This is a genomic window from Kitasatospora sp. DSM 101779, assembly GCF_025655475.1.
GTDB lineage: Bacteria > Actinomycetota > Actinomycetes > Streptomycetales > Streptomycetaceae > Kitasatospora.
The window spans coordinates 8229565-8243183 of record NZ_JAHTIK010000001.1 but is presented as its reverse complement, the minus strand read 5'-3'; the positions used below and the strand labels follow the sequence as shown (position 1 = coordinate 8243183).

The following is a 13619-nucleotide window of genomic DNA, read 5'->3' as shown; positions in this document are numbered from 1 at the left end:
AGCGGGTCCCTCATCGTCCTCGACCTCACCGACGTCGCCGAAGCCACTGCAACCACGGGCCCGGCAACGAACTCCCCCATCGGCGTCGCCGAGGACTGGGCCGGCACCCGTCTCGGCTCTCCCGAGTCGACCAAGGCCGGGCGCTGCACCCACAACACACGCGCCCGGCCCCTCAACCTAGGCGTCTGCGCCGGCCAGGCCCCGGAGAGGGGTACGGGAGCCGTGACGCCGGCCGGAGCTGTTACGGCTTCGCGGATCCGCTCGGCGGCCCAGCGTGCCCGGTACGCCTTCTGCCGGCAGGCGGCCGGTCGTAGACGGCGTCCCGGCGGTGACCGTGGCCCAGGGCGAACCGGTCCGGCTTCTCGTCGTTGGTCAGGTGCCCGTTCATCGGGGTGAGCGCCCGACGGCGAGCCGACCCGGTGGGTGGGCGCGGGGCCGGCTCCTGGCATCAGTGCGGCGTGACCTTGCCTGCTGGTTGATCACTTCGCCTGGGAGAGCGAGACCGCGTCGGGGCCGGCGGGGAATCGCAGCTGGCCGGTCGTGTCGTGCACGGCTCGCCACACTGTCTCGGCGACGTCGCTCTCCTTGGTGAACAGGTCCTGGCCCGTGAAGTCGCCCATGGCCTTCTTCGCCCATGGCGCGTAGGGCGCCGGGACCAGCTCGTCCAAGGAGGCGCCCTTCGTCGCGTTGGCCGCGAAGTTCGTCGTCAGGCAGGCGCCCGGCTCGACCGTCTTCGCCTGCACACCGAACGGCGCGAGCTCGAGCGCGAGGGATGCGGTGAACCCCTCGATGGCCATCTTGCTCGCCTTGTAGACGGCCGAGAGCGGCATGTGCCCCAGCACCACGCTCGAGGTCACGTTGACCACCACGCCGGAGCCACGCTCGCGGAACTGGGGCAGCACCGCCTGCGTCATCGCCATCACGCCGAACGTGTTGGTCTCGAAGACCTCCCGCACTCGGGCCATGGGGGTGCCCTCGAACACGCTGATCGAGGGCACGCCCGCGTTGTTGACCAGGACATCGATAGGGCCCTCGGCCTCGAACGCGGCGGTGATGCTCTCGGGCCTGGTCACGTCGAGCTCGATGACACGGAGCCGGTCCGACTCAGGAAGGACGCCTGGACGCGGCGTCCGCATCGTGGCGATGACGTTCCACCCCTGCGAGTGGAAGTAGAGGGCGGTCTCCCGCCCGTACCCGGATGAGGTACCAGTGATCAGAACTGTCTTCATGTTGTGCCCCTATGCGATGTGGTGGGATCCATACGGGTGGGCAGGCATTTTCCTGCTCCACGGGAGAACCGGTAATCCCATTGAATCGTTCTGACCTGCGGAGATAGTAGAACTATCCTCGCTACTCCTTGCACGATCCTCCAGTAATGCCCACCCAGCTCAGGGCAGGAGACCTGCCGGCGCACGCACGGCCTGACGCAGGCGGGCGGCGTCCTGGCTGGGGGGCGCGCCGAACTGGCGGCGGTACTCCCGGCTGAACTGCGACGGGTTGTCGTAGCCGACGCGGTGGCCGACTCCGGTGACGTCTCCGGGGTGGGTGGCGAGCAGCAGCCGGGCCTCCTGGAGCCGGATCTGCTTCTGGAACTGAATGGGGCTCATCGCGGTCACCGCTTGGAAGTTGCGGTAGAAGGCGGAGACGCCCATGCCGGACTGCCGCGCCACGTCCTCGACCCGGAAGGGCTGCGCGTAGTGCTCGCGGATCCAGCGCACGGCCCGCGAGATGTGGCTGAGGCTGCTGTCGGCCAGGCCGAGCTGGCGAACCGTCGCACCCTGCTCGCCGGTGATCAGACGCCACAGGATCTCGCGCTTGACCAGCGGGGCCAGTACGGCCCGGTCGCGGGGCTCGTCGAGCAGGCGCAGCAGCCGGACCACCGCGTCCAGCAGCGCGGCCGGAGCGTCACTGACGGCGATCCCCGACGGCGCGCCCCCGCTGCTCCGGGGGGCGTCTCCGGGCCCGGCCTCAAGCAGCAGTTCGGCAACGGCGGACGGTTCCAGGACGAGACCGAACCCCAGCGCCGGCTGCTTGGGGTCGGCCTGGGTGAACTGCCCTGTGACAGGCAGATCGACGGATGCAACCAGGTACTGCCCGGGCCCGTACTCGAACACCCTCTCACCCAGGGCGAGGCGTTTGGCACCCTGCGCGATGACCGCCAGGAGCGTGCCGGACATCGAAGGCGCCGGCGGATCAGGGCGGTCGACCTTCGAGATGAGGACGCCGTCGACGGCGGTGGTCCAGTCGGGCCGCGCATGGCGGGCCAGCAGGGTGCGGAGTTCTTCGAGGTACATGCGTCCATTGCAGCACCATTCCGCGCCGTGGTTCCCAAGGTTGCGAGGATCGTGCAAGTCAAAACGAGTATCGGTCTAACGTTTTCGCAGCTCAACCGGCTTGAATGGGAATCACCGCACTCCATCACGAAGAGGAAGAGAAAGAATCCATGATTGCCGACTACGGCTTCAGCGCCACCCTGACCGCCAGGCCCGGTATGGGCGACCAGCTCGTCGACCTGCTGCTGACCGGACTGAACGAGGGCAGCCCCGGCGCGAGCGAATACTGCCTCGTCTACCTCGTCTCCCGCTCCGCGTCCGACCCCGACGTCGTCCACGTCGCCGAAGGCTGGACCAGCGAGGAGGACCACCACCGCGTCTTCGCCGGCAGGACCGCCCAGGCCATCGTGGCGCAGATCGGCCCGCTGCTCGCCAAGGACTCCGAGTTCACCGACTACGTTCCGGTCCGCGGCAAATCCGCCCTCTGACCCGCCGAACACCCCACACCCCAGCCTCTGCCGCCTCAGTGCCCACCGAGGTGGCCCCCGTTGCTCGCCCGACCGTCCCGCCACCACCCACGAGAGGCAACGACCATGACCACAGCACGCCCCTCCCTCGATCCCGAACTGCATGAACTCCTGGCCGACATGCCGCTGATGTCCCAGCTCAGCCCGGAAGTGCTGGCGCAGGTACGCCCCTTCTCCTCGATGCCCGTCGAACCCCTCCTCGAAGGTCGCGCTATCGACCGGCGCGAGGTCACCGTTGCGAGTCCGGACGGCACCCCGATCCCCTTGTCCGTCTTCAGCCCCGCGAACAGCGATCGCACCGCTGCCGCACCCTGCGTCTACTGGATGCACGGCGGCGGGATGGTCATGGGCGACCGCTTCTCACAGATCGACATCCCGCTGGAGTGGCTCGACGAGTTCGGCGCCGTCGTGGTCTCCGTCGACTACCGGCTCGCGCCCGAGTCCACCGGCACCATCCCGGTCGACGACTGCTACCAGGGACTGCTCTGGATCGCCGACCACGCCGCCGAACTCGGCATCGACCCCGCCCGGATCATCGTCGCAGGCGCCAGCGCGGGCGGCGGCCTCGCCGCCGGCGTCACCCTGCTGGCCCGCGACCTCGGCACCCCGCCGATCGCCGCCCAAGTCCTGATCGGCCCCATGCTCGACCACCGCAACACCACCACCTCCAGCCTCCAGTACTCGAACGGGCCCGGCGTCTGGACCCGCGAGATGAACGGATTCGGATGGCGCTGCCTCCTCGGCGACCTCACCGACGACGAGGTACCCGCATACGTCTCACCCGCCCTGGCCGACGACCTCGCGGGCCTGCCGACCACCTACATCGACACCGGCTCCGCCGAAGTCTTCCGCGACGAGGACACCGACTACGCCACCCGCATCTGGGCGGCCGGCGGCCAGGCCGAACTCCACGTCTGGGCAGGCGGCTTCCACGGATTCGACGCCCTGTACCCGCAGGCACCCATCTCGGCCACAGCCCGCCGAACCCGCACCGACTGGCTCGCCCGGCTCCTGCCCACGAACCCCGCCGCATAGGTGAAGTCGACGAGTTTCGGTCGTACGCTTCAGCCTTGGCCTAATAAGTCATCTCATTTGGCTGGCTGGCGAGGATGGGTTCGGTCATGTCAGGCTCCGCGCGTCCCGGACCGTGCTCTCCATGAATTGACCTCCGGGGCTGGCCGACGGGTCATCAGATATCGTGCACGGCCATGGGAGAGTTGATAGTTGTCCGGCATGGCCAGACCGAGTGGAGCCTGTCGGGCCAGCACGCCGGCCGCACCGACGTTGCGCTGACCGATGCGGGTGAGGCCGCAGCCAGGGCGCTCGCTCCGAGGCTGGCCCAGCGCCGTCTGGCCGCTGTGTTCAGCAGCCCGCTGAGTCGTGCGATGCGGACGGCCGAGCTTGCGGGCCTGACTGGTGTCAAGCCTGATCCGGACCTGGTGGAGTGGGATTACGGCGGCTACGAGGGGCTGACCTCCGAGCAGATCCAAGGGACGCGGCCGGGCTGGGACCTGTGGCGGGACGGTGTCATTGCCGGGGATGCCGCCCATCCTGGCGAGCGGCTCCAGCAGGTGGCCGCGCGCACGGACGCGGTGCTGGACCGGATTCGGCCGTTGCTGGGCGGGGGCGATGTCGCCGTGGTCGCGCACGGTCATCTGGCGCGAGTGATCGCCGTGCGCTGGCTCGGGCTCGATGCGTCCGCCGCCCGCCTGCTCGGCCACCCGCACCCGGGCTCTCTCAGTTTCCTGGCCATTGAGCACGGGCAGCCGGTCATCTCCGCCTGGAACGTCCCGTAGCGGCAGGCCGGCGTCACGTCTGCCGTGCGACGCGCCGGTAGCAGATGAGAGCCGCGGCGATGCTGGCGAACCCGGCGAAGTGGTCGGCCTTGTACTCGTAGCGGCGGTGGAGGCGGCGGAAGCCGTTGAGCCAGGCCACGGTCCTCTCGATTACCCAGCGGTGCCGGCCGAGGCGGGTGGAGGACTCGACGCCACGTCGGGCGATGCGGGCCGTGATCTGCCGACGGCGCAGGTAGGAGCGTATGAACCGGTGGTCGTAGGCTTTGTCGCCGTGCAGTTTGCCGGGTCGGCGTCGCCTGGGTCCGCGCCGAGAGCGGATCGGTGGGATGGCGTCGGTCAAAGGGATCAGGGCCTGGCTGTCGTGGACGTTGGCTCCCGAGATCGCGAGCGACAGGGGCAGACCGGTGCGTTCGGTGAGCAAGTGGATCTTCGACCCGTACTTGCCCCGATCGACAGGATTCGGACCCGTCAGTTCCCCCTTTTCAGGGCCCGCATGTTGACCGAGTCGACCGCGCACCGGGACCAGTCCAGCTCACCCCTGGAGCCGAGTTCGTCCAGGAGGACCCGGTGGAGCTTGGCCCACACTCGGGCCTTGCTCCACTCAGTGAAGCGGCGGTGAGCCGTCGGGCCGGACGGGCCGAAGCACTGCGGCAGCTGGGCCCACGTGCAGCCCGATGTCGCAACGAACACGATCGCTGCCAGCACCTCACGGTCCCCGTACCGACGTCGGCCACCGCCCTGCGGGCGCACCGGAGCCGTCGGCACCACCAACTGGAACAGCTCCCACAACGCGTCCGGCACCAGGCGCTCCACGATCGTCACGCCCCGCAGCCTACTCAACCGCCCAAATGAGATGATCTCTAAGTGACCGTTGCTCTATCGATCTTGGTGGACGTGGGTTCGACTGGAACAGCTCGGTCGGGTGATCTTGCCGCGTGCCGTGCATGAAGACAGGGCCTCTGGTGCAGCTCGGGGTTGTCGAGACCGTGAGCACGCCAGGAGGCCCTGTTGTCGTTGTTGTACGCCCTCGCACCGGCTGGATCCAACTCGGCTGCCCGGGAGTGTGATTGCCTCGCTCACCGGTTCGGGAATGCCGGGGATCGTCCGTACAGACGGCCGAAGTATCCCTCGGACATGAGCCATGCGGAGTGGGCGGTGGTGCGCGATGCATTGCCGGTGCCGGGCTGGCTGGAGGGCAGGGGTGGGCAGCCGGAGGGCTATTGCCACCGGCAGATGGTGGACGCGGTGCGCTACCTGGTCGCGGGCGGCATCGCCTGGCGGGCGATGCCCGCGGACTTCCCCACATGGGACCGCGTCTACGCCTTCTTCCGGCGCTGGCGGGACAAGGGCCTGGTCACCGAGTTCCACGACCGGCTGCGCGACCGGGTCCGTGAAGCAGCGGGCCGGGATCGGGAGCCGACAGCGGGGATCATCGACGCCCAGTCGGTGAAGGCAGCCGCGTCGGTGCCGGCCGCCACACGGGGATTCGACGGCGGGAAGAAGGTCAACGGCCGCAAGCGGCACATCGTGGTCGACACCCTCGGCCTGCTGCTGGCGGTGATGGTCACCGCGGCGTCGGTCACCGACCGCGAGGCCGGCGGGACGCTGCTGGCCCGGCTGCGCGAGCGGCACTGGCGCATCACGATCGTGTGGGCCGATGGCGGCTACACCGGACGCCTGGTCGACCTCGCCCGCGACGTCCTGCGCGTCGCGCTGAGCGTGGTCAAACGCAACGACGACACCACGGGCTTCGTGGTGCTGCCGAAGAGGTGGCTGGTCGAGCGGACGTTCGCCCGGCTGATGCACTCACGCCGCCTGGCCCGCGACCACGAGGGCCGCACCGACACGTCCGAGGCGATGATCCGCTGGTCGATGAGCATGGTCATGAGCCGCCGACTCGCCCGGCGGGCACGCTGAACAGCCCCGGGCGTCCCTCGGCCAGCCAGCCCCGCGCGGCCAGGCGCTTCGCCTTCGACCGCACCCCCTCGACCTTCCCGGGAACCACCTCCAGCCCAAGTGCCGCCGCGAGTTGGCGACAGTCCATCGCCCCGCCGACCGTCCCGCTCCCGTCGTCCAGGACGTCCATGATCCGCCGATAGTCCGGCGCCAGCACCGTCGGAGCGAACCCCTCCCGCCAGTGCGGCACCACCGACCCCGGCACCGCTGCCGCGATCGGCGCCGGCCGCTCACCGTCCACCACGGCCCGCGCCACCTCCTTGCCGCCGGGAGATTCCGCCAGGACCTCGCCCACCGTCTCGCGGGCGATCACGAACCGCTCCCACACGGCCTCCGCCTCCCGCAGCTCGGCCTGAAGAGCCTCCACCCGCTGCCGGGCGGCGCGTTCGCGTTCCTCCAGCAACCCCATCACCGACGGCATCCCAGCACCTCCACCGAAGAGTCGAAACGACACCCCGTCCCTGCCGCTGAAGCACCAGCCCCATGTCTGACCAGCGGAAACGCGCCCATCATTCTCGGAAAGACAACGGCTTCTGAAGGTCAACCGGGGTCTGGACGCTCCCTTCCGGAGCGTCCAGACCCCGGGTTCAAAGGTCTGGTGATCGCGTGAGTCCGCATGTCGCGGCCGCGCAAGAGGTGCGCCACCTGTTCATGGCGGTGCTGCAGGTCAGCGCCTTGGCAGTCGTCGCCGGCACTCGCGCGTCTAGCGGCGGCGGCCAGCGGGTCGGCCGTACAAGTCGGTGACGACGTTCGGGAGGGCGCATGACTACCACTGGCCGACGATGGGGGTGTCGCCGGGGTTGCCGAAGCGGGCGCTGTAGATGACGGTGTTGGAATCCTTGGCGGCGCCGTAGAAGTCGGAGTAGGCGGGCCGGTAGACGCCGACCTTGTCGGTGCCGGTGCCGTCCCAGTCGCCCTTGATCGGAACGTCGCCGGGGTTGCCGAACCTGATGGAGTGCTGCACGGTCGCCGAGGTGGTCGAGTCGGTCAGGTAGAAGGCCTGGTCGGAGGGCCGGTACACGCCGATGGTGTCGGTGCCGTTGCCGTCCCAGTCACCGACGATCGGCTTGTCGCCCAGGACGCCCATCCTCAGCGCGTACGCCACGGTCGCGTTGTCGTTCGACACGTAGAAGGTCTGGTCGGAGGGCCGGTACACGCCGATGGTGTCGGTGCCGTTGCCGTCCCAGTCACCGACGACGGGTACGTCGTCCGGGTTGCCGAACTTCCGGGCGACCGCCACCGACGAGTTGTCGTTGGTCAGGTAGAAGGTCTGGTCGGAGGGCCGGTACACGCCAAAGGTGTCCTTGCCATCGCCGTTCCAGTCGCCGGTCAGCGGGACGTCGCCGCTCGCGCCGAATCCCGCATAGCCGCTCATCGCACCACTGGTGTCGCTGACGTAGAACACCGAGTTCGACGACCGGTACACACCAGCAGTGGACTTCGTCACGCCGCCGACGATGTTGTTGTAGCGGAACGGCTTGAATCCGCCATCGGTCATTTCGGATTTGTACATTGTCCGGGTCCGCGCAGTCGTCCCGGCGTGTGCCTCCTCGTAGATCACTGCGGCCGTGCGGCTCGAATCCGTCCAGCGTGCGAACAACACCATGTGGGTAGAGATGTTGTTGATCGCGTCGCCCGGCTGGAGATCGTCGAGGCTGGCCAACTGCGTCTCGTACGGCCCGGCCGTGTCGGTAGTGAACCCGAAGTTGGTTCCTGCCGTGTTGATGTGCCAGGCCATCGAGACGAGTCCCGAGCAATCCTGGCGGTACTTGCCATTGCTGTCGCTCCAGTAGGAGCTCTGGCTGTACGGCACACCCTGGTCGACCCAAGATTGCGCACGCGCCAGCACCTCGCTCCGAGTGATCTGGCCGCCGACGCTGGACGAGCCGACGGCGTGCGCAGCGGTAGTGGTGAGCGCGGTGGTCGCTATGGCCCCACTGACCGTGATGGCGGTGGCCAGGAGGGTGGCGGCGAGCTTGGAAGTCTTGGACGACGTGGCGATGGTCCTTGCTGGCACGGGTGCGAGCTCCTTGTGTGTGAGAGGTAAGGCGGGACGCTGCGGGTGTTTCCAGGCGGCGCGGCCTGTGGGGATGACCCGGGTGTCCCGCGCTCGCCGACCCGACGATCGTCGTGGGGCCCTCAAACGGATCGACAATGCCCGTCCGTGGTCTGAGACTCGTGCGGCAACGTCGCGACAACGGATGGATAATCGGATCTTCATGCGGCCTGAGTTCTCATTCGAGTGCTCCGAGGGAGGCCGTTCAGGTTCTATGGGGCGGGTGGTACGTGCGGTTCGGTCTCTTGGGCGATCTGCTGATCCAGGACGAGTCGGGCGCTGCGGTCCCACTGGCCTCGGCCCACGGCCGCGCTCTGCTCGCAGCGCTGCTGCTGGCACCGAACCGGCCGGTGTCTCGCGAACGGCTGACCAGCGCGCTGTGGGGCGACAGTCCGCCGCCCACGGCTGCGACGGCGCTCAGCAACCAGGTCGTCCGGCTGCGCCGGGTCCTCGGCCCGCACGGCGGCGATCGCCTGCAGACCGTGCCGTCCGGTTACCTGCTGCGGATCGGCCCGGCCGAGCTGGACACCGAGGAGTTCATCCAGGCGGTCGCCGCCGCCGACACCGCGCGCCGACAGGGCGACTGGCACGGTGCCAGTGGCTCTGCGCGGTGCGCGCTCGGCCTGTGGCGAGGCACGCCGCTCGGTGAGCTTCCCTTGCTGGCCGAGGAAGCGCTCCCGTCCGTCCGGTCCTTCGAGGAGGCGCGGCTCCAGGCCGCCGAGTGGTTCTTCGAGGCCGAGTTGAGCCTCGGCCGGCACGCGAGCGCACTCGTGGAGCTCACCCGCTGGGCGGCCCTCAATCCGCTGCACGAGGGCCTCCACGCCCACTTGGTCACCGCGCTGTACCGCAACGGCCGGCAGGCCGACGCGCTCGAAGCCTTCGAGGGCATCCGGGCCCGCCTCGCCGAGGAGCTCGGCGTCGACCCGGGGCCGGCCCTTCGCACCGTGCACCAGCGGGTCCTGCAGGCAGACCCGGACTTCCTGCAGCCGCCGGCGCCTACCGCTGCTGTCCCCCAGGGCGTCGCCGGCCCGGCCGCCGCACCGGAGTGTCCGACGGCGCCCGAGCCGGCAGAAGCAGAACCGGCCTCCTGGCCTGCTCCGGCACAGCTCCCAGCAGATATCTCCGATTTCACCGGCCGCGCCGACGGACTGACCGCGCTCACGAGCCGGTTGGAAGCGGCCGCTTCCAGCGCAGGCACCTGTGTGCTGGCCGTGTCCGGCATGGGCGGCGTCGGCAAAACGGCCCTGGCCGTCCATACCGCGCACCGGGTACGACACCTTTTCCCGGACGGGCAGCTCTACGTCGACCTGCACGGCTTCGGCAATGCCGAACCGCGCGAAGCACACGACGTCGTGGCGCGCTTCCTGGGAGATCTCGACTCCGAGCTGCGAGGCACTCCGCTACCCACGCACACCGACGACCGCTCCGCCCGCCTGCGCAGCGTCCTGGCCAACCGCCGGGTCCTCCTGGTTCTGGACAACGCCCGTGACGCCGAACAGGTGCTCCCCCTGCTCCCCGGCCACGGCCACTGCGCCGTGCTCATCACCAGCCGAACCACACTGACCGACCTGCCGGGCGCCGTCCACGTACCTCTGGAGCCGCTGGACGTCGACGAGCAGCGCGACCTGCTGGCCCGGGTGTGCGGTGCCGAGCGCGTCAACGCCGAGCCGAACAGCGCTCTGCGGCTCCTCGCGGCCTGCGGCGGGCTGCCGCTGGCCCTGCGGATTGCCACCGCACGACTCTGTTCTCGGCCCTCCTGGTCCCTGGGCCTCCTGGCCGACTTGCTGACCGGCGACGGGGCACGGCTGCGCACGCTCGCGGCGGGGCACCTGTCCGTGCGAACCACCTTGGCCTCCAGCTATCTGGCCCTTCGAGACAGCGATGACCCCGTGGAACGCGATGCGGCCCGCCTGTTCCGGTTGCTGGGCTTGTGGCCGGGGCTGATGTTCGGTATCAAGCAGGCCTCGGCGCTGGCGGAGCGCCCGGAACACGTCACGGCCGAACTGCTGGAGACTCTGGTCGACTTCCAACTGCTGCAGAGCCCCGAGCCCCTGCGGTACCGCTTCCACGACCTGCTGAGCGAGTTCGCCGCGGAGAGCGCCCTCGCAGAGGAGAGTCGCGAGGACCGCGACACCGCGCAGGTACGGCTCATGGTCTGGTACTGCGCCGCGCTGCAGAACGCCGCACGCACCCTGCTCCCGGGTGTATGGCGTTTCGCCGTCCTGACGGAGGAGCCCGCTGCGGCGCCGCCCGACTTCGCCGACGGTCCGCAGGTGACGGCATGGTGCACCCAGGAACTGAGCAACATCACTGCAGTGGTCCGTCAGGCCGCCGCTTCCTCCCGCCCCGACCTCGCCTGGCGGATCGCCTCCGGTCTCACATGCCACATGACCGCCGACTGGTGGACCGGCGCAGCCGACGAATGCCGCGAGCTGGCTCTGCGCACCGCCGAGCGGGAAGATGACCTTCTGGGCCAGGCCCTGATGCTCGAACGGATCGGCGTCGTCCACGGCAGTTCCGACCGCTATCCAGAGGCCTCCGACGCTCTCACGGCCGCCCTCGAAAGGGCCGAACGGGCCGGCCGTGACAACGTCACGACCAGCATCCTCAAGAATCTCGCCGCCCTCCACAACCAGCTCGGCGACGGCAAGGCCGCACTGGCGTACGCCCGGCGGGCCCTCGAACTCGACGAGGCGTCGAGGGAGGACAGCGTCATGCTGACCACCATGGCTGCGGTCCACCTGAAAATGGCGGACTTTGCATCGGCCGAGGCCGGGTTCCGGCGAGCGGCCGGAATCTGGCGACGACACGGAAACCTGTACAACACCGCCGTGGCCTTGGCCAACCTCGGCGACAGCCTACGAGCACTAGGGCGCCGCGACGAGGCCCTGGCCGCCCTCGACGAGGCCCTCCACATCAACGAGCAACTCGGCAACCTCAAGAGCACCACCGACTGCCTGCTGATCACGGGCCGCACCCACCTCCACTTCCGCCAGTGGGACGAAGCCGCCGCCGCCTTCCAACAGGCCGTCGACCTCGCCCGCGAACAACGCCTGCCCGCCTACGTCCAAGAGGGCATCGAAGGACTCGACAAACTCCAACGCCTCCGAGCCGGAGCCCCGCCGGCCTGACCACCAGCCGAGTGCCCCTCAGGGATACCATGATCACTGCCCGAAACCGAGCCGTCGGCGCCGCGTCGTCGCCGGTGCGCAGCGTGGTAGCCCAGGTAGTCGGGGCGAGAGAGCGGATACCCAGCCAGTAGGCGAGCTCCAGGACACCGCCAGTGTCGGCGAAGGCCCCCGGTAGGGCTGGGCGGACCGCACCCCTGCCGCCGTGGATGTCGCAGCACACCACCACGGTGCCGGCGGGTGAGCCGGGGGCACTCGACCCGGAACGCAGGGCGGCGCTGGAGGAGATCGACCCGTGGTGGTGCCCGAGCTGGCCGATCACCTGGCAGCGCACCCACGCCACCGCCCGGCAGTGGTGGCTGGAGTGCGACGGCCAGGTCGACTGGGCCGACCTGCCGATGGAGACCGAGTTCGGGTACGAGCAGTCGGGCCGGTGGGTGCGGGCGCAGCGGGCCGGCTTCGCTCAGCTCGACCAGGAACAGCAGGACCTGCTCGCGGCGATCGGCATCGCCGCGGACCAGGAGCCGGCCGCGGCGCGGGCGGCGGTTGCGGCCCGGCCGAAGGTGTCCCGCACGGACCGCTTCCAGCAGGGCTCGGCGGCCTTGGCGCAGTTCGTGGAGCGGGAACGCCACGCAAGCGTCCGGCGCCCACACAATCGAGGTGCTGCGCGCCGAAGCCCGCACCACTGGCATCGTCGCCGGTCAGACTGGCCTTGAACTCGCGTCTTGCCGCGCCGCCTGTCGCGCCCTGCACCGCCGCCTTCAGGACACCTCTCCCGGTGCAACGCGGCCCGGCCGCACGGGGGGAGCGGCCGGGCCGGGCATCCAAGGGGCAGCGGCGGCAGCACGTCGCCCTGCGCCCTCGACGATACGGCGGCGTCCGGTCGGCTGGAGGCAGACTCGCTCGAATGCCCGCCCGCAGGACAGCGATCGGCCTACGGGCGGGTGCGGGCTTCCTCGTGATCGTGCAGGTGCTCGTCAGGGAGGCCGAGTTCGGTGTGCAGGAAGCGTGCATAGGTCTCGAGCGCGTCGGTGCCGGCGTGCGCCCCGGTGCGAGGGCCAGCGCGATCCTGGCGGCGAGGTCCTCCTCGCGCTGGAGCGAGCCGAAGGTGACGAACTGCCCCCAGAGCCACCAGACCGGGTGGCGGAGCATTCGCAGCACGCCCTCCGGCTTCATCCGGAATGGGACCGCCTCCCCTGGCTCTGTCGGCTCCTCGGACGCGAGGCCGAGAACGCTGCCGAGGATGGCCACCGTCTGCAAGCTGGTGGCTGTGAGCGTCGCCCGGGCTGCCCGCAGCAGTTCCTCGTCGGACGCCACGGCCACTGCCACGATCATCGACTCGGCATCGAGGGCAGCGGCGGGCGGGGGCCACGGGTTCTCGCCACGGTGCAGCGCCTCGATCTCGTGGGCGGCGGCCGAGCCCACCATGTCGTCGATCTTCTCCTCGGGCAGACCGAGGGCGTGGCCCACGGCCTCCGCGATCTCGTCCGGTCCGATGGCGTCTGGTCCGCCGGCGAAGAGCCGTAGTCCGGCCGCCAGCAGGTGGCCCGGGGTGTTTCCACTCGGGTATCCGCGGGATGCCGTGGGTGTCCACGTGCTGCTCGGCGGCCATGTCGAGGAGGAAGGTGTGGGACTCCAGCAGGCCTCCGGCCGCGCTCTCGGCGTGCCGGTGAGCAGTGGCGAGCAGGGCCTCGGCGCGTGCGTCGTCCGCCGCCTCGCCCGACAGGCTGGTGCCCGGCGTGTGGGCGGTGAGCTCGGCGATGGAACGGCGCAGGGCCGCGGTGACGGCCTCGCGCAGCGCGGCGGGTGATGAGTCCCGCAGTCTCGGCAGGAGAGGGCCGGCGGCGAGGGAGGCCGGGGCGCGGCCCTGGCGGGTGGTGCGG

General features: G+C 69.9%; 12 protein-coding genes. 7 read left to right on the top strand and 5 right to left on the bottom strand.

Annotated features, from left to right (window positions below):
• Window positions 1-479: 479 nt before the first annotated feature.
• Together KSNIM_RS37720 and KSNIM_RS37715 are read right to left on the bottom strand one after the other, a co-directional pair.
• Window positions 480-1229 (bottom strand): SDR family oxidoreductase, encoded by a 750-nt coding sequence (locus KSNIM_RS37720; RefSeq protein ID WP_263107691.1) that lies wholly within the window; start codon window positions 1227-1229, stop codon window positions 480-482.
• Between the two features lie 159 nt (window positions 1230-1388).
• Complete coding sequence (locus tag KSNIM_RS37715; RefSeq protein WP_018556511.1) at window positions 1389-2294, bottom strand: AraC family transcriptional regulator; 906 nt, start codon at window positions 2292-2294, stop codon at window positions 1389-1391.
• A gap of 149 nt (window positions 2295-2443) precedes the next feature.
• Between KSNIM_RS37715 and KSNIM_RS37710 the strand changes: the two genes are divergently transcribed.
• From KSNIM_RS37710 to KSNIM_RS37700, 3 genes are all read left to right on the top strand, one after another.
• Window positions 2444-2761, top strand: a complete 318-nt coding sequence (locus KSNIM_RS37710; protein WP_263107690.1) for a putative quinol monooxygenase — start codon at window positions 2444-2446, stop codon at window positions 2759-2761.
• Between the two features lie 105 nt (window positions 2762-2866).
• Window positions 2867-3835, top strand: coding sequence for an alpha/beta hydrolase (locus KSNIM_RS37705; protein WP_263107689.1), 969 nt, complete (start codon window positions 2867-2869; stop codon window positions 3833-3835).
• Between the two features lie 173 nt (window positions 3836-4008).
• The gene (locus tag KSNIM_RS37700) at window positions 4009-4596 is read left to right on the top strand and encodes a histidine phosphatase family protein (RefSeq protein WP_263107688.1); all 588 of its coding nucleotides are present in this window, start codon (window positions 4009-4011) and stop codon (window positions 4594-4596) included.
• A 13-nt stretch (window positions 4597-4609) separates the two neighbouring features.
• Here the strand turns inward: KSNIM_RS37700 and KSNIM_RS37695 are convergent.
• A protein-coding gene (locus tag KSNIM_RS37695; protein ID WP_411543912.1) for an IS5 family transposase occupies window positions 4610-5409 on the bottom strand; the annotation gives its coding sequence in 2 pieces (ribosomal slippage) (window positions 4610-5076 and window positions 5076-5409; 801 coding nt in all).
• Between the two features lie 321 nt (window positions 5410-5730).
• Between KSNIM_RS37695 and KSNIM_RS37690 the strand changes: the two genes are divergently transcribed.
• Window positions 5731-6513: an IS5 family transposase gene (locus KSNIM_RS37690; RefSeq protein WP_263107687.1), complete on the top strand. Its 783-nt coding sequence runs from the start codon at window positions 5731-5733 to the stop codon at window positions 6511-6513.
• Here KSNIM_RS37690 and KSNIM_RS37685 read toward each other — a convergent pair.
• Both KSNIM_RS37685 and KSNIM_RS37680 read right to left on the bottom strand, forming a co-directional pair.
• Window positions 6479-6973, bottom strand: a complete 495-nt coding sequence (locus KSNIM_RS37685; protein WP_263107686.1) for a hypothetical protein — start codon at window positions 6971-6973, stop codon at window positions 6479-6481. The two genes, KSNIM_RS37690 and KSNIM_RS37685, sit on opposite strands and share 35 nt — an antisense overlap.
• A 345-nt stretch (window positions 6974-7318) precedes the next feature.
• Entirely contained in the window at window positions 7319-8569 is a 1251-nt protein-coding gene (locus KSNIM_RS37680; RefSeq protein ID WP_263107685.1) for a hypothetical protein, read from the bottom strand.
• 161 nt (window positions 8570-8730) lie between these two features.
• Between KSNIM_RS37680 and KSNIM_RS37675 the strand changes: the two genes are divergently transcribed.
• The 3 genes from KSNIM_RS37675 to KSNIM_RS37665 all read left to right on the top strand — a co-directional run bounded on the left by KSNIM_RS37675 (window position 8731) and on the right by KSNIM_RS37665 (window position 13546).
• On the top strand, window positions 8731-11739 hold the full coding sequence (locus KSNIM_RS37675) for an AfsR/SARP family transcriptional regulator (RefSeq protein WP_263107684.1): 3009 nt from the start codon (window positions 8731-8733) through the stop codon (window positions 11737-11739).
• A gap of 206 nt (window positions 11740-11945) precedes the next feature.
• Window positions 11946-12452 (top strand): hypothetical protein, encoded by a 507-nt coding sequence (locus tag KSNIM_RS37670; protein ID WP_263107683.1) that lies wholly within the window; start codon window positions 11946-11948, stop codon window positions 12450-12452.
• Window positions 12453-13363: 911 nt separating this feature from the next.
• On the top strand, window positions 13364-13546 hold the full coding sequence (locus KSNIM_RS37665; protein WP_263107682.1) for a hypothetical protein: 183 nt from the start codon (window positions 13364-13366) through the stop codon (window positions 13544-13546).
• Window positions 13547-13619: the final 73 nt, after the last annotated feature.